This is a genomic window from Agarivorans sp. QJM3NY_29, assembly GCF_050870835.2.
Classification (GTDB): domain Bacteria; phylum Pseudomonadota; class Gammaproteobacteria; order Enterobacterales; family Celerinatantimonadaceae; genus Agarivorans.
In genome coordinates this window covers 1574903-1592405 of sequence record NZ_CP194036.2, presented here as the reverse complement: position 1 = coordinate 1592405, position 17503 = coordinate 1574903, and the positions used below count along the sequence as shown (strand labels likewise).

The window sequence follows — 17503 nt, the reverse complement described above, 5'->3', positions numbered from 1 at the left end:
TGCTCATATCATGAATCAGATTGGTATTAGCAGAGCTGCACCATTCGTCATGTCTACAACCAAGCTTAAATTCACTTCTCTAGTACTAAAGAATAAACCGATGATATCTAATAGCGATCGCTGGTATTCATAGCCGACGAACACAGAATGAAGCCTAGTCTTTTAAGTTAGGGTCGTACCACCAACAAAACGTACTTTTTATTATCAAATAAAAAGGAGGCCTAAGCCTCCTTTTCTAGATATTTAAAAACTTATACCGTTTTTAAATAACTTTCCATGTCAGTTTTTAGGTTATCAGATTTAGTACCAAAAATGGCTTGAACACCTTGGCCCGCGATCACCACACCAGCAGCACCTAAGGATTTCAGTGCCGGCTGATTAACCGACTCAACCGATTTTACTTGAATACGTAAGCGAGTAATACATGCATCTAAGCTAACGATGTTGTCTTTACCGCCAAAAGCATCCACTAAACTTTGAGACATTTTATCTTCAGATATAACGCCAATCTCAGCGCTGTCTTCGTCTTCACGACCCGGAGTTTTCAGGTCAAATTTAGCGATCACAACACGGAATACAACATAGTAAAGAGCTGCATAGCAGATACCCACAACAGGGAATAACCAAAGTTTCTGAGCGTTACTTGATAACACGATGAAATCAATTAAACCATGTGAGAAAGAAGTACCATGAACCATGCCTAAGCTATTAGTAATAACAAAAGCAAAACCAGCTAACAGCGCGTGAATCGCATATAACAATGGCGCAACAAATAGGAATGCAAACTCAATTGGTTCGGTGATACCAGTTAGAAATGATGTCAATGCCGCAGACACCATAATACCACCAACTTTAGCGCGGTTTTCTGGTTTAGCAGCATGCCAAATCGCAATAGCCGCTGCAGGTAAACCGTACATTTTGAACAAGTAGCCACCCGCTAACTGACCAAAACCGTTACCAGCGACACGTGACGCTTCATCGGCCTGTAGGTAACAAGTCAATACACCGTGAGCAATCTCACCGGAAGCTGTCGTACAAGTTCCCGCTTCGAAGAAAAATGGAACGTTCCAAACATGGTGAAGACCGAATGGAATGAGTGAACGCTCAACGATGCCGTAAATGCCAAAGGCTAATGTTGGATTTTGTTCTGCCGCCCAATGAGAGAATACCGCAATGCCATTTCCAATAGGAGGCCAAATAAACGCAAGCGCAACACCTAAAAATATGGTTAGGAAACCAGTGATAATCGGCACACTACGTTTACCAGCAAAGAAGCCTAAATACGCTGGAAGCTGGAGTCGGAAGAAACGGTTAAAGGCCCAAGCTGCGACGCCACCTGATAGGATACCGCCGAGCACACCTGTATTAATAGAATCAACGCCCATAACCACTGCCATAACAGTTAGTGTTTTGGACATAATGTAAAAGCCAACAATAGATGCTAACGCAGCAACACCATCGTTATTGGTAAAACCAAGAGCAACACCCACAGCGAATAGCAACGCCATATTACCGAATACAGCATCACCTGCATTCATCATGAGTTGCGATATGATGTGAGGCATCCAGCTAAAGTCAGCTGCGCCAACCCCTAGCAAAATACCCGCAACCGGTAACACTGATACGGGTAGCATCAATGCTTTACCTACCTTTTGCGCTTGCGCAAACAAATTTTTAAACATAGTAAGCTCCTAAAGGGCTGTTTGTTGTACAAAATATAGCCTTGGTAATAAATTGACGATACGACCAACTTATTACCAGATTAAATATTTACTTCAAAGTCACCGCTAAATTGTTTATCGCGATTTCTGGGCGTAAGTGTAGGGGCATACGTTTCAAAAAAATGCGATTTAGAACAAGTTAAAGCCCTCATTTTGTAACAGTTTGTAACGACTTTATACCTTGTTGATAAATTAGCTTTTTTTGGTAACAAAGTACGATTATCAATGAGTTCTAAGGCACTACAGCTCGCCAGTAAAAACCTCAAAATTTAATATAAAAATCTATTTTAAATCAAAAATAAAAATTAAATGACCAAAAAAATTTGAATTTATCAGCACTGAAAGGATTTTCATATTATTTGTGCGAGCAAGATCTCAAGACAAATTTACAAACTGCTGAGACAATGTATTTCGACATATTATTTTACAATGGATCAAAAATTCAGCACAGGATGCTGGAATGTCGTCATTAACTATTTAAAATACAAGGTCCACTCAATGAAGTTAAAAACACTATCTCTTGCTTTGGCAGCTGCAACAATATCCTCTCAAACCTTTGCGATTAATCCGGAGTTTCACGGTTATATGCGATCAGGCATTGGTGCAACTGGTTCCGGAGGCGATCAAATGTGCTTTCAAGCCGATGGCTCGCCCTACAAACACCGCTTAGGCAACGAATGCGAAACCTATGCAGAAATAGGTTTAAAAGCCAATGCTTGGGAAGAAGGTAACCAAAAGATGTCGGTGAATACTCTCTTCGCTTATTCAGTTGCCCAAGAAAAAGATTGGGAAGCTGAAGCCCCCGCGACTCGCGAAATGTATGTTGCCGGTGAAAATATGATCGAATCATTGGCTGGTGCAAACATCTGGGCCGGAAAACGTTATTACCAACGTCGAGACGTGCATCAAATCGATTACTACTACTTAGCAAATGCCGGAGCTGGTGGAGGGATAGAAAATATAGACCTTGGTTTTGCAAAACTTTCTGCCGCATGGATCCGCAATACAGAAGAAGCTTATTTCACCAACAAACAACAACCCATTGTAAATGATGAAGGATTAGAAAATTACTCAGGTAACAATATTGATTTACGTTTAGATGGTATTCAAACCAATCGAGATGGTTACTTAGGTATTGCTACAATTTACGGTGCATACAGCGACCAACAAGGTCAAGACTTCGCAGGTCAACAGCCCAACCATAATTTTGAAAACAGTGGACTCTTCATTCTTGCAGAACATACTCAAGAAAACTTCTTTGGTGGCTTTAATCAACTCTCTATCACCTATGCGACGGACGCAATGGCGAAAATTGGAGCTTTTGGTCAACTTAGCGGATTCAACTATAAAGAAACCAGCTCAAACCAAGCCAGCTATTACCGGATACTGAACCACGGTATGCTCAGCTTTTCTGAGCAGAATCTGGCCCTTACTTACGTGGTTAACTACGAGAACTACGATAAGGACGACCAACAGGGATCTTCATTATTCACGGTTGGTGTTCGCCCACAATACAACTGGAATAATCACTTATCGACTATCCTCGACGTGGGTTACGACGTCGTTGAATTCCAAGATGTGGCAAAAGCCAACGGTGAACAAGACAATAAACTCGCGAAGGTAACACTCGCGCAGCAATGGCAAGCAGGCCCAAGTGTATTTGCCCGCCCAGCGTTACGTGCATTTGCCACTTACGCTAAGTCTGATCAACGGATCTCCCGTGACACAAGCTCTAAAGATGAATTAACTTTTGGTCTACAAGCGGAAGCCTGGTGGTAAGCTAAACAGGAATTTTACTCACTCAAAATAAAGGCCACCATATATCGGTGGCCTTTAGCAATAAGCGAGATTAAAAGTTTCTTTGCGATAAACCGAGCTAGGCTCACTCACGATATCCACATAAATGAATATTATTAATTTTTAACTGCTTTAATAAAAGTATCACGAGCCGTCTGAGAGCCAGCATATTCGGCTTCTTCAACCAATTGTAAGGCCTTTTCAATATGACCGTCAGTCACCATTTTTTGGATCAACTGATTATAAAATAGTTCGGTTTCGGCCAACATTCCAGAATGGCGCTTACTGCGATGGTCACGAATAACTGGCTCACCAACTGCAGACTGACTAACAACCGCTTCCTGATTCGCTTGAACAGCCACTGCGGGAGTTGCATTTGAGCTGGAACTACTAAATAAAGGTCCAGATAACCAGTTAAGCGAATTTTCTGCGACATTAAACTGAACCTCAACCACACCTGTTGCTACATTGGGAAGCATCGGATCAGGGATCTGAGGGATATCATTGCCTCTTGCTTCTGCCTCCACCTTGGCTGGATGCGTGATCTGAGTTTTGCCCGTTTTTAAGGCATCCGTCGTATAAATAAGTAAGTATTCTTCCTTTTCTTGCGGGAGAGCCGCTCGGCGGATCGAAAAACTAGAGGTCAAGCGGTCGCGGCTAAAGCCTCTTGCTGGTTTATAAATAAAATTCTTTCCAGGAACCACGCGTGTGACTTCAAAATTACTATTTAATAGTACGACTTTTGGGGCAAATAACGATTCACGAATATAACTCGACACCGTAATTGGAAAGTCTGTGCTACTGTTTGGAATTTTATAAGCTAGAAAAAAACTTTTCCCACTATCGAAATTAAACGCAGGACTCCCTTTCCCAAGCACTTCATCAGCTAAATAATTAAAGTCTACAGTTTTATAATCAATATCCGCTAAGGAATTGCAACATAAAGCAGCAGAATCCAAAAGTTGATTTGAAACTTGAGGACTATAGTAATAGTCACCACTACCACCACTTACATTCAATCCTTTAAGTCCATTATTAGAGGAACATGCACTCAAGACCAATGCGGCCACTACTATCCAAAACCAATTATGTCGCACAAGAGACTCCCGTAAATAAACAAAAAGACCCTCAAAATAATATGTTTTTGAGGGTCTGGCTAGATAAAATATCAGTTTGTTTGAACTATAGTGTATCGGCTAAGCCTTACCACCAAGCTTCCACTTGTACACCGTATTCAAACTCGTTGTTTTTACCTTTAGCTAAGCTATCATTTTCATGGTCTTTCACATAAGAACCAAATAAGCGGATTTCAGGACGAGCCCAGAAACCAGGACCCGCGGAGATCGCTTGCGCTAAAGTCAACTTACTGTTTTTAGATTTACCCCATGAATCATCATCGGCATCATAGTAACCATACTCTAGAATAGTTTTGTGATAATCGCTCCATTTATAACTTGGGCGCACAACTGCATTCCAGTAATTATGGCTGCTGGCAAAATCATCGCGATCATAAGAAGCATAAACAGCCGCGTAAGCCAAATCTACAGACTTACCAAAGGTAACCACACCATGATCAATTACACGATATGCCTTACCACCATGACCACTGTTCTCAGAACCATACCAGTTACCACCACCAGTGTAACGAAGGGCATGTGCGTAACCTTCTGTACCATACTGAACCACAAATTTGTTAAAGCCGCCAGCAATACCAGTGGTCAACTGCGAGGTTAACATTACACCTGATTTTTCACCCTTATTTTCTGCGTCTTGCGCTTCAGTCGTATTGACATAAGCGTAAGTTACACCAAAGTCAAGGGTATTCGAACCACCGATCGACAAGCCTGTATAGCGAACATCAAACAAGTTTTGGTTACGAGCAGAACCTGTACCTTCTACATAATCACCGTTGCTATCATGACTTGCCTTAGTTACAAAGCCTTCTTGACGATCACTGCGAGTCCAGGCAAAACTCAGATTACCAGGGCCCACTGGGATATCTTCAATCCCTGCACCTGGACCTGAAACATCCCAGTAATAAAAGTCAAGAATATGAATATCGTTACGTTTATAGAAACGTTTACCCGCCCAGACAGAAGCGTCAGGAGCGAAAGGTAGAACGCCTTTTGCAACAACGTTCATTTCACGAATGGCGATATCTGTATCACCATCCTCATTATTACCAGTACCTGTCTTCGTCCCTTCCCAGTCATTATTTTGGTTAGATGTATAAGCAAGATTGCTACCAAAATCAAATTTAACTCCGCCTTTACTATATAGCTCTTGGCCTAGAATTAATTCTGCGTAGGTGTCACATTCATTACCTAAACGACCAACGTAAGTTTTGCTAACAGAACAGCTTTGGCCTCCATCGGCACCAAGGCCAATACCTGAGCGCATATAACCGTGAAAATCAACTGCGAAGGCGCTTGAAGAAATTGTTGCGGCAGCGACTGCTACAGCAAGTGTTTTCAGTTTCATAATCTAATCCTTTTCCTTTTGTATACTCATCCCTTACCTTGAACGGTAAGCGCTAACGGCGCATTTGTAAGTGTGCTTATAACCGCTAACTGAGGAGGATTATAGGGAGCAGGATCCCTCGCAACCTTGAACTGGATCACAGTTTAATTTTTATGAAAATGGCTTGAAAACAAGGTATTTAGCGATAAATCTTGCGTTAGATCACGTTGAAGACTGTCAGCGACAAAACACTTGAAAATGTTTTCAAGCACATTGAAAACCCTTTCAGTAGTCAAATAACCAAATTTATAACTAAAAGTTAAAGTAAAACCCTAAAGGTGGTAATTTTATTACGCGACAATGAAAACCCTTTCATGGTTCAAAAAAGCTTTCCGTTTTGTGATATGCATCACACATAATAATGGAACTAATTCCAAGACATCAGCTTAAATAGCTTAATCCAGCGCTCAGGAAGGGGACTCTCTATCAGAATATCTTTAGCAGAATAAGGATGCACAAAACCAATTTGCTTAGAAATCAACCAAAGCCCTGGGTGCCCTAAGCTTTTAAACAGTCGATTATGTCGCCCATCACCATAGGTGGTGTCACCAATAATATGGTGACTCAGGTGATGCATATGCCGACGCAGTTGGTGCTTTCTTCCTGTTCTAGGTTTCAAACTCAACAAACTATATCGTGATGTTGCAAATTTTCCACTCGGGTAAGGTAACTCGACCTGAGCTAAACCACGATAACAGGTAAAGGCCGACTGAGCTGGTTTATCCTGTTGGGCCCTTCCATCGACCATCTTGTCGTGCTTTTCTTTTAATGGGTAATCCAACTGATGCTCGCCTTCCACATAACCTCTAACCACCGCTAAGTACTCTTTATATACTCGGTGACTGGCGAACTGCTCTGCCAATTTTTTTGCAGCCTCCGAAGAGGTTGCCATCACCAAAACTCCACAGGTAGGACGGTCGAGTCGGTGTACCGGGTAAACATAATGACCCAATTGATCGCGTAAAATTTGCAGCGCAAATTGAGTGGCTTCTTTAGCTATCCAACTACGATGAACCAATAAGCCTGCTGGTTTATATATCGCAACATAGTGCTCATCTTGATATAACACGGTCAATTCACAAGGGATCGCTTCAACCAGCTCTGCGTTTAAATCTAGGTTTTCAGTCATCGTTAAAACTCTGATCAAATAGGCTCAAAAGCAACAACAAATCACGATTGTCCTTTGGAGAGTGTTTCAATACCTCTTCGGCATAGGGCGTGATAGCGATGCGGCGAGGCAGCGGGCGACCTTCATCCAATAAAGTATGCAGCCGAGGCAGCAAAATAAACTGTAGCCACTGCTCTAAGTTCAGTGTATCTACACAAAATGGTTGGGTGCTTTGTAATAAATCGGGATGAGGCGGTAAATCTTGCCAACATTGATTTTTCTTTAAGCAGCGCTCAATGGCGAATAACTGCTCTCTGATCCTAAAACGCATACAATGTTAATCTTAAAAGCCGCGATTATAACATTGCTTACTGGTGAACGGCAGCTTAACGCTGCATAAGCTAAAGCTTCCCCAATAATTGCTCTCAAGAAGATAAATGTGGATACTGAGGCCAACAGCGTCAACTCAAAACAAAAACTAATCTTAAGTTATGAATAATACAAACACACTAAGTGACATCCTGTTGCTTTCCGGCAGTGAGCTACGCGTCTATGAAATGGGCAGACAAATTCAGCAGATTGATAATCAAGATTTCCAAAAAGTTGAAACTAATGACTTACCCTACCCCGCGCCAATTCAACAACAAGCTCGATTTGCTTTATGTTTTTGGCAAAAGCAGCAAGCCAATACCCCCTATATTTGGTTTTTACAATTCCCGGTTGATGAACAAGGTTTCATACAACTCGGGGCACGTGACCAGTTTATTCAATTGGTGATTGAAGCCTTGGGGCAACAGCTTGACCAACAACCCAATCAACAGCAACAACAAGCTTTAGCAAATAACCAGTACATTTTTAAGCCGACTGAAGAAAAATTGGCTTATTTTAATGCGCTCTATAAAAAGCATTGCGCACTGCCACCTTCCAAACATTACCCGTCAGTACGAGACTACTTACAAGGCTCCGCTTGGGATAAATGGCCGCAGCTAGCTCTACAGGGACTCGCCGATATTGTTGCTCGGCTCGATAGAGATGATAATAGTAAACTGCTGGCAAAGGCTTTCCCTCACTTACCAATGGAAGTCGCAAACAAAACTCTAGAGTTACTGGAACACGCCAGTATCGATCAACAACTCAGTCACGTGATTGCACAACAGCACACTCTAATTTTGACAAGAGATGAGAATTTAGCGAGCCTTTACCTTCGAGCCTTAGCGGGTTGTACCGTTCCCAGCATAGTGAACAAAGCCCTCAACGCTCAGCTCGGAGCTGCCCATTCAATCCATAGCTTTATTGCCATTGCTGGTCGCTTATGGCGTGTTTTAGAACAACCACACCAGCTCAGAATATTTCTTGAGGCTCTCGCAACACAACAAGATGACCAATTATTTCAGCAAATCTTTGCTGATCTGGTGTTTATTCCTTCGTTACGCAGCTTCGTTCTCGCCCAATTGAGGGATCCCAACAACAGCACCAATTTACAAGCAGCGATTCAACAGTTAGTGCGAAGTTACCAACCTACTACCAGCCACTAAGGTCCATCAAGATGTCACAAAATATCGTTCTATTAGCTATCAAATCCCTGATTGACGAGAATAAGCAACCCAGCTTAGCGCTGATTAAAGCTCGGCTCAGTGTTCGCCAACCCATGCCAGTCGTTATCGCCGCATTGAATGCCTATAAACGAGATCCGACTATCATCAAGCAACTCACCATAGAGCAGCCCGTAACGACTAACAAAAGCGAGCGACAATCATTGGAGCAGCGTATCACGCATTTAGAATCGCAGCTTGCGCTGTTAGTCACTCGTATTAATCAACTTGAGTCAAAATCCTAAGATGTATCTCGCAATCATAGAGCTAGAATGCTTTGCTGATACCACCATTAGCCAAGCAGAAAAAGCAATTAACCAACTACTTGATTGCTGGCGCTATAACGGTCAGATCATTGGTCGAGAATTTCCAATAGTCTTAAAAGATGCCGTATTTAGTGTCCGAGTGCTTTGTCCAGAAGTCGATAGTCTACAAGAAAACTATCAGAGTCAGCAGGTCAAACACGCCAAACAGGCCCTAAGCGAAGCAAGTTTACTCAGCCCCAAAGTAAAAATATTAGGCCGCGACATTAATGCCGATGACAGTGATAATTGCCTTAGCCCCTCGTGGCAAATTCTCTATACCAATTATTTACAAACCTGTTCTCCGCTGCGTTGTGGAGAACACTTTACACCGATGCCCCTTTATCACTTTCCTGCCGTTGCAAATGGTGACCATCGACAGTTGATAAAATGGCAAGAAGACTGGTCTGCTTGCGACCAATTGCAAATGAATGGCAGTATATTGGAGTTCAGTGCTATACAAGAAATAAGTAGTACCCATAGCCGCTTATTTCAACGCGGCTCAGATTTATGCAAGCGCCTAGAATACTTAACGAAGACCCCGACCTACTTATATTTATATCGCGTCGGCGGCGACAGCTTATTAGCCGAAAGCCAACGTCACTGTCCCAGCTGCAACCAGCCATGGCGATTAACAGAAAACCTACACGATATTTTAGACTTTAAATGCGAACGCTGCCGCTTGGTATCGAATATCTCTTGGGATTTTAAATCTTAGTCCGCTAAGCTCAATTGCTCTAAAAACTCATCAAGCGTGCTCGCCAGCACGCGCTCAACCCCCTTACCTAACTGCTCAAGTAACACTTCACCGCTATTATTATCAATACTCACGATTTGCATTTCGTCATCAGTTGTCGCAATAAATACCGTTGGAGGCTGCTTTAAACGACGCTGCATGAGTAAATGACCTATCATATTTTCCAACAATAGCTCGAAATCTTGCTCATTCCACGGTTGAACTAATTCAATGCGATTATTTTGAAAATTAACTACCAGGCTTGAGGCATAATAATCGCCATAAAAAGATTTAATACTTGGATGTAGTGTCAATTCTAAAGCCGTTTCGATACCACTAAAATCTGCAACTATTTTCCGAACAACCGGGTGCCAATCGACTTGCTGTTGTTGAGGAGAGCTTAGAATACATGGTGAAAGCCATTGTTCATCATAATCGAGTTTAGGGTAGCTCGAATTTTGCCATTGCTGTTCAAACTTCGCATAAATAGAGGCCAGTGGTGAGGATATCGTACTGCTCATTGATGTGTTTCGTTTCGATTTAAGATAAACTAAGCCTAACCAATTCGATCGAATAAAACCATGACAAAACAGCCTGTAAACACCACTGAACAGCTAAAAGAGCGATTAAGTCTCGGTAAACCGACCGACTACATTAGTCATTATTCACCGCAACTGTTACAAGGCGTACCACGCCAATTAAATCGTCAACAATTAAATATTGTAGAAGCGCAAACACTGCCCTTTTCGGGATATGACTTATGGAACCTCTACGAACTCTCGTGGCTAAATGAGAACGGACTTCCAACCGTAGCCGTCGCTGAAGTGAAAATAATGGCTAGCTCTCGATGTTTGATCGAATCAAAATCATTCAAGTTATATCTCAATAGCTTTAACCAGAGCCACTTTGCCAACTTTTCTGCCGTTGAAAAAGTACTAAGACGCGATCTAGCGCAATGCGCCGAAGGTGAGGTAGAAGTAACACTGAGCAACATTGATAGCACCTTCGACACTCGCCCGATACCGGGCCTAAATATCGACCTGCAAGATGATATTAAAATTTTAAGTTATCAACTCGATCCTTCTTTACTTGAAGGTGCCGCAGATCCTAATCTTATCGTACATGAATCACTTAACAGCCACTTGCTCAAGTCTAACTGTTTGGTAACCAATCAACCAGATTGGGCAAGTTTATATATCGATTACCAAGGGCCTAAAATCAATCAGCAAGCCTTATTAAAATATCTAGTCTCATTCCGCCAACATAATGAATTTCATGAGCAATGTGTTGAAAGAATTTTCACCGACCTAAAACATTATTGCCAGCCCAAGACGCTCACAGTCTATGCCAGATATACGCGGCGTGGCGGCTTAGATATTAATCCAATGCGCAGCGATGATCCCCTAGCAAGCACAAAACTAGGAAATTGGCGCTTAATTCGCCAATAATATAATGCCCAATTTCTCGCTAAAATCGTATTTATGGTTTGCCCTTGTATTACTCTGCGGGCCGTTTTCTGCCAATAGCTGGGCCTATGAAAATGGCTTTATCAATGTTCCTAAAACATTAGAACCGTTACGCCAACAGCTGATAGCCAACCCTAGGAATTGCCTAGAACATTTAGCGAAAACACTGAACCAACAGGAGACGACCACTGAGCAAACGGTAACAACAGGTACAATCGACATACTCCGCTATCAAATTGCCGCTTTATGTGCCTACCGCACCAATAATCCACAACAAGCTCAGGTCTATATTCATCACGCCATTCGCTTAGCAAAACAACAGCCAACCCATTTAACTCAAGCCTATATTATTGCAGCACTGGCCATGAGTAGTGACCCCAAATGGGCAATACAGGCACAAGATTATATCGCTTTAGCACAAGCTGGTATCGAAAAACTAAAGATCTTCCCCTTATCTAACATGCGCTTTCAACTACAAAAAGTGCAAGCGCTTTACTACCAAAACCAAGGTAAAAATAACGAAGCCAAAAACCATCTATTAAAAGCGAAGGAAGAGGCTTATACCAGTAAATCACCGATACTCAGGGCGTGGTCTGAAGCCTTACTGGCAGATTATTACTTGTTAAATAAACAGCCTGAATTAGCGCTCAATCACCTAACAGAGGCGGAGTTAGATGATCAAGACATCCACAATAATGAAGCCTTGCTACTCAACAGCAAACTCAAAGCCAATATGGCACAGGTCTATTTGGAGCAAGGTGAGCTGGTTATCGCTCAGCAGTTTCAACAGGATGCCATCGATGATGCAGCAAGTCTCAATAATCTCGATCTACAGGCTGAAGAAATAACTAAACTAGCGGATATGACCAAGCTCGCCAAGGACAATGACGCAGCTCTGGTGCACTATCTAAATGCAAAAGAAATAGCAAAGGCCAATCATAACTTACCGCTATTGGCCGACATTGAACTGCGCCTAGGCAGCACCTATATGGAATTCACAGACTACACGCCAGCTTTAGTTCATCTACAAATCGCTAGACAATTATTTACTCGATTAAATCAACCCAGTAAATTGTTACATAGCTTACTACTGTTAGGCGAATTACATATCAACAACCATGAGAGTGGCTTAGCTATTTTACAACTAGAAAAAGCCGAAGCTTTAGCCAACACCATTGGCTTATCGAATAGCCATAGCAAAGTATACAAGTTACTCACCGAAGCCTACGAGCAAAATGGCAATTACGCCCTCGCCTTAGAAGAATTTAAAATTTACCACAGCTTAAACCAACAATATCAACAGATAAGTAACGAGCTAAAACGTGAACAATTTAAGCAACACTATCAGTATATTGAACAAGCCCAACAGTTATCCGACCTGACCAAAGAAAAAGCCTTAATACAGCAACAAAGTAGCTTTCAGCAACTGGTCTTAGTCTTAGTCTGCGTTTTTGCAGTGATGATATTATTTTTATTCTTAATCACTAGGCAGAAACTGTTATCAAGAAAAGCCTTAGTGAGGCATCTAAACCAACAGCTGAACCAGCATCCCATTACGGGTTGGCAACAACTAGCCAACAGCGATAGCCCCTTACAATATTTACGCAAGCAACATCTCTCATCAACGCAATCACCGCAAGTTCTGTTGCTAATATCTATTGAGCATCTCAGCACCGTTGGCCAACACAGCTTAGGGTTTAAACTTCGTAGGGAATTCAACAAAAATGTGATTGAAGCGCTGATAACTCAGTTTGATAAAGATTATCAGTTAGGACATATCAACGATCATCAGCTACTTATTTGCCTCTCTTTGAAGCAACTATCCGCAGAACAAATTTGCAGAATGGTGGTTGATGAAGCAGAAAGATATGCTATAAAGCAAAAGCTTAAGTTGATAATTTCGATTGGCACTTGTATTGCCCCATTTTTAACTAAAGCCGAAGATGCAATTGACGATAGCGGAATGACCGAAGTTTTATGGCTCGCTTTAGAAGGGGCTCAACAACTATCTGCTCACACGCAACAGAACCAATGGGTAGAGTTAACAGCAATGAAAGGTTCACATGCTGCATTTTTCTGTAGTGATATAAGACAAGATGTAAAACAGGCAATAAGCAAGGGCTTAGTAAAAGTGAATTCATCCACTGATAAGAGCATAATCAATTGGTAGGTATAGATGACTATTTGCCTTAACATTTGCAGACCCAACAACTATAGTTGTCGTAGATCTCGTGTTATGCTAATCGCAGTTATTAGGCATACTAGGATGTGTTGGTTTAAACGATGAGCGATATCATCACGATTAAGAAACGCCTCGCGTTGGTGAGAAACAATATAGAAAACTCCACCCAGAATGTTTTAGGCCAAGAGGCAAAGGTTAGAATGGAAAAGAAATCAATAAGCCAACTAATTTCAAGCCTTTCTAAAATTTGTTATGGCTTAGATGAACAACTTGATAATAAACTACAGCAACTAATCAAGGATGTTGAGAGTAATGACGACTTGTCAGCTATTTCGCAATATCAAAACGAATTAGATGGCCTATTTAAACAACATAGTAAGACCTTAAAAACGGTCCTCGCTCACAACCAACGAATTATCAAAACGTCGGGGGAATCACTTAAACGAATTAATGGTTTACCTCCTCAATTACGCCGCAAACTTACTGATTTTTTAGAGCAGAGCCCAGCTTATTCTCACAGCGATAATCAGGCTCGTATCGAACAGTTACTCAATTATTATTATCAAGCGCTACTCAATAAACCTTCAATAGGCGGAGCTCACACCAGTAATGAAAATGTTACCGCTGTAAAGCCGAAAGAAAGTATTTTAGATAGTCGTTTACACACTCGCATTTGTGATGATTTACAACGTTTGATCACCGAACTAGATTATAGCGGTGAAGTTGGTAACAAACTGGCACAGATACGTTCTGACTTATTAGTAGGTATAGAACCTAGCGACTTGCCTAGCTTGTGTATCAATGTGATTCAACTCATCATCGAAGGCAGTCGTGAAGAACGTAAAGCCGCTCAAGAGTTTTTATACTCTTTAAACGAAAGTTTAGGCGGTGCCCACGATCAGTTTGTCGACTCGCTAAGTCAATCTAAGTCAATCCATCAAAATCAGCAGCAAAATAACAGCGTATTAAAAGACCGTATACTAGAGCTCGGTGCGGAAGTACGCTCTAGCAGTAACTTAGATAGTTTAAAGCATTCAATCCAAAATCGCTTAATTCAGATTACCGACGTATTCAAAGAAAAAGAACAACTAGAGCAACGAACGACTGAGTTATTGAACGAACTTGGTGAAGTTGAATTAAAGCTTCGTTTGGTTCGAGAAGAAACTCAAGAGTATAAAAAGCGACTCAATGCTCACAAACATAAATTGTTCATCGATAGTCTCACTCAAGTATACAACCGAGCAGCCTTAGACGAACGTTTAGAGCTCGAGTACAAACGCTGGAAGCGTTATGGTTATAATTTGGGCATGGCTATTATTGATATTGACCACTTTAAATCAATTAATGATCAGTTTGGCCATATGGCTGGTGATAAAGCACTCAAAGTGATCGCCAGAGCGTTGCAGAATAGCCTTCGAGATACCGACTTTTTAGCTCGTTTTGGCGGTGAAGAATTCGTTTTATTGATGCCGAATATCTCACCTGACGCAGTGATGGTGCCACTTGACAATATTCGCGAACAGATTAAGACCCTGCCCTTTCGATTTAAAGAAAAACAGGTTTCAATTACAGTTTCTATTGGTGCAACCCTTTTTAAAGATAGCGATAAACCGCTTGATGCATTCGAGCGTGCAGACCAAGCTTTATACGAGTCAAAAAGCAGTGGTCGTGACAAAGTCAACTTAATCAACTAGTTATTTATGAAGTAATACGAAATAAGTATCAGCTAACACAACTCCTCACGTTATACTGTTATGGTAAAGTAACCTGAAATAGACGTGAGGTGTTGATGATTACCCATATAAATCCTGTTGGTAGCATGAACTTGTTATCACAACTAGAAGTCGACCAACTTGCTTTAAGTGCCTCTAAAGATATTTATCTCCTATACCGAAACTGCAGCCTTGCAGTACTCAATTCGGGAAGTAAAACCGACAGCAGCCGTGAGATTTTAGAACGCTATCGAAACTTTGACATTAAAGTCCTTAGTAGGGAACGTGGCGTAAAACTCGAGTTAATCAATGCACCAGAAGAAGCATTTGTGGATGGCGAAATTATCCGCGGTATTCAAGAACACCTATTTAGCGTTTTACGTGATATTTTGTATGTTTCTAATGAAATCCAAAAACTCTCTTATTTAGATTTTAATCAATCACCACATATCACCCATTTAGTTTTTTCCATGCTACGTAATGCTCGAGTGATTCACCCTGGAATTGAACCAAACTTAGTCGTTTGCTGGGGCGGACATTCGATCAACGAAAACGAGTATCAATATACTCGAGAGATGGGAAGCCAATTGGGATTGCGAGAATTAAACATCTGCACTGGCTGTGGCCCTGGAGCAATGGAAGGTCCAATGAAAGGTGCCACTGTCGGACATGCCAAACAACGAGTAAACAACGGTCGTTACATTGGTTTAACGGAGCCCAGCATCATCGCAGCCGAACCACCAAACCCCATTGTTAATGAGCTTGTCATTCTACCCGATATAGAGAAACGCTTAGAAGCATTTGTTCGAATGGGCCACGCCATCGTTATCTTCCCCGGTGGTGCGGGAACCGCTGAAGAATTACTGTATATACTTGGCATTATGATGCATCCGGAAAATGCTCGTCAGCCCTTACCAATCGTCCTCACCGGACCTAGATCTAGTGAAGCTTATTTTAGAAGCATTGACAAATTCATCGGCAAAACTCTCGGTATCGAAGCACAGAAACACTATCAAATTATTATCGACGACCCTGCAAGTGCCGCGCAAGTCGTCAAATCATCGATGTCCAAGATCCAAGACTATCGACGTGCTATTGGTGATGCCTATTCCTTCAACTGGAGCCTAAAAATAGAAAGTAGCTTTCAACATCCTTTTCTTCCTATTCATCAAAACGTAGAAAAGTTAAATTTGCACTACGATCAAGCCCCCCAAGAATTAGCTGCAAATTTACGACGAGCGTTCTCCGCCATCGTGAGTGGTAATGTAAAAGATGAAGGTATAAAACAAATCGAAGAGCATGGGCCATTCATTATCGATGGTGATCCTGAAATAATGAACATGCTAGATAAGCTACTGCAAGATTTTGTAAAACAGCAGCGGATGAAATTACCTGGTAGCAACTATGAGCCATGCTATAAAATCGCTAAAAATCAAATTAAACAAGACAGAGAACTGCCTCAATGAGTCAACACTTCGTCGTGATAGATGCTTTAAATTTAATCCGTAGAATTTATGCGGTTCAGCAGCAACGTAGCCCTCGCGACTCGTTAAGTCAATCAACTCAGCAGGCGCTCTCGAGCGCCTGTAAACGAATAGTGTCAAGCCTTCAGCCTTCCCATATTGTCGCTGTATTCGATGGCGAACGTTCGGCTTGGCGAGAGCAGCTTTATCCACAATACAAACAAAACCGCTCTCCAATGCCCGAGCTATTAGCTGAACAATTGGAGACATTAAAAGACCAACTATTAGATATGGGGATCGATTCAATCTTTGCGGCTAACGAAGAGGCCGATGACATTTGTGCCACGCTCGCCAGTAAAGCAATTGCAGCTAACTACCCGGTAACCATTATTTCCACTGATCAAGGCTACTACTCATTACTCTCAGCTGGTGTCGGTTTATATGACTATTTTCGACGGGAGTATATTTCAATCGAGCAAGTCGAAGAGAAGTTTGGGATCGCGATCAAACAACTAAACGATTATTGGGCCTTGGTTGGCATCAATGGAGTGAATGTGGCAGGCGTACCCGGTATTGGTAAGAAAAGTGCGCAAACGCTACTTAAAAATTATCCTGATACCCAAGCGATTCTCGATGATAACAGCACCAATAACAAGCTTGCCTCAAAAGTTCAAGCGCACGCTAATGAGCTACAACTCGCGCATAAATTGCTCAGCTTAAGAACCGATTTAAAACTTGGTTTTTCATTGAAACTATTACGTTATAACCCCAAGGCCTGTTGATCGTCGATAATTATTTTCCTGCTAATCAAGACCAGCGTAAATTGTAGAGAATAGTCTGCGCTAAACTGTATTAAAACCAATCAAAACCTACCGAGATAAGATCTCTTCAGCATTCAAAATGT

15 protein-coding genes are annotated in these 17503 nt (G+C 41.7%); 9 read left to right on the top strand and 6 right to left on the bottom strand.

Annotation, left to right across the window (positions count from 1 at the left end; genetic code table 11):
* Window positions 1-251: 251 nt before the first annotated feature.
* Window positions 252-1682, bottom strand: a complete 1431-nt coding sequence (gene ptsG / locus ACRRS0_RS07290) for a PTS glucose transporter subunit IIBC (protein WP_432453857.1) — start codon at window positions 1680-1682, stop codon at window positions 252-254.
* A 537-nt stretch (window positions 1683-2219) separates the two neighbouring features.
* Between ptsG and lamB the strand changes: the two genes are divergently transcribed.
* Window positions 2220-3500: a maltoporin LamB gene (gene lamB, locus ACRRS0_RS07285; RefSeq protein WP_432453858.1), complete on the top strand. Its 1281-nt coding sequence runs from the start codon at window positions 2220-2222 to the stop codon at window positions 3498-3500.
* Between the two features lie 134 nt (window positions 3501-3634).
* Here lamB and ACRRS0_RS07280 read toward each other — a convergent pair whose 3' ends face one another.
* From ACRRS0_RS07280 to ACRRS0_RS07265, 4 genes are all read right to left on the bottom strand, one after another.
* Window positions 3635-4615, bottom strand: coding sequence for a MalM family protein (locus ACRRS0_RS07280; protein WP_432453859.1), 981 nt, complete (start codon window positions 4613-4615; stop codon window positions 3635-3637).
* Window positions 4616-4721: 106 nt separating this feature from the next.
* Complete coding sequence (locus tag ACRRS0_RS07275) at window positions 4722-5999, bottom strand: maltoporin (protein WP_432453860.1); 1278 nt, start codon at window positions 5997-5999, stop codon at window positions 4722-4724.
* 406 nt (window positions 6000-6405) lie between these two features.
* Complete coding sequence (gene truC / locus ACRRS0_RS07270; protein WP_432453861.1) at window positions 6406-7167, bottom strand: tRNA pseudouridine(65) synthase TruC; 762 nt, start codon at window positions 7165-7167, stop codon at window positions 6406-6408.
* On the bottom strand, window positions 7160-7477 hold the full coding sequence (locus ACRRS0_RS07265) for a YqcC family protein (protein ID WP_432453862.1): 318 nt from the start codon (window positions 7475-7477) through the stop codon (window positions 7160-7162). Before ACRRS0_RS07265 ends, truC begins: the two co-directional genes overlap by 8 nt.
* A 160-nt stretch (window positions 7478-7637) precedes the next feature.
* On the opposite strand from ACRRS0_RS07265, the gene ACRRS0_RS07260 reads away from it, so the two are divergent.
* Genes ACRRS0_RS07260 through ACRRS0_RS07250 form a run of 3 tightly spaced genes read left to right on the top strand, consistent with a single transcriptional unit; the run spans window position 7638 to window position 9758 of the window.
* Window positions 7638-8681: a DUF3549 family protein gene (locus ACRRS0_RS07260; protein WP_432453863.1), complete on the top strand. Its 1044-nt coding sequence runs from the start codon at window positions 7638-7640 to the stop codon at window positions 8679-8681.
* A gap of 11 nt (window positions 8682-8692) precedes the next feature.
* A complete protein-coding gene (locus tag ACRRS0_RS07255; RefSeq protein WP_432453864.1) occupies window positions 8693-8983 on the top strand; it encodes a hypothetical protein in 291 nt (96 codons plus the stop codon).
* A 1-nt stretch (window position 8984) separates the two neighbouring features.
* Window positions 8985-9758 (top strand): Zn-ribbon-containing protein, encoded by a 774-nt coding sequence (locus tag ACRRS0_RS07250; RefSeq protein WP_432453865.1) that lies wholly within the window; start codon window positions 8985-8987, stop codon window positions 9756-9758.
* Here the strand turns inward: ACRRS0_RS07250 and syd are convergent.
* A complete protein-coding gene (gene syd, locus ACRRS0_RS07245; RefSeq protein WP_432453866.1) occupies window positions 9755-10297 on the bottom strand; it encodes a SecY-interacting protein in 543 nt (180 codons plus the stop codon). The two genes, ACRRS0_RS07250 and syd, sit on opposite strands and share 4 nt — an antisense overlap.
* Before the next feature lie 60 nt (window positions 10298-10357).
* Between syd and queF the strand changes: the two genes are divergently transcribed.
* From queF to xni, 5 genes are all read left to right on the top strand, one after another.
* Window positions 10358-11224 (top strand): NADPH-dependent 7-cyano-7-deazaguanine reductase QueF, encoded by an 867-nt coding sequence (gene queF / locus ACRRS0_RS07240; protein WP_432453867.1) that lies wholly within the window; start codon window positions 10358-10360, stop codon window positions 11222-11224.
* 4 nt (window positions 11225-11228) lie between these two features.
* On the top strand, window positions 11229-13412 hold the full coding sequence (locus ACRRS0_RS07235; protein WP_432453868.1) for a tetratricopeptide repeat protein: 2184 nt from the start codon (window positions 11229-11231) through the stop codon (window positions 13410-13412).
* A 113-nt stretch (window positions 13413-13525) separates the two neighbouring features.
* Window positions 13526-15118, top strand: coding sequence for a GGDEF domain-containing protein (locus ACRRS0_RS07230; protein ID WP_432453869.1), 1593 nt, complete (start codon window positions 13526-13528; stop codon window positions 15116-15118).
* Between the two features lie 95 nt (window positions 15119-15213).
* Window positions 15214-16602 (top strand): nucleotide 5'-monophosphate nucleosidase PpnN, encoded by a 1389-nt coding sequence (ppnN, locus tag ACRRS0_RS07225; RefSeq protein ID WP_432453870.1) that lies wholly within the window; start codon window positions 15214-15216, stop codon window positions 16600-16602.
* Window positions 16599-17381, top strand: a complete 783-nt coding sequence (gene xni, locus ACRRS0_RS07220; RefSeq protein WP_432453871.1) for a flap endonuclease Xni — start codon at window positions 16599-16601, stop codon at window positions 17379-17381. Before ppnN ends, xni begins: the two co-directional genes overlap by 4 nt.
* Window positions 17382-17503 lie beyond the last annotated feature (122 nt).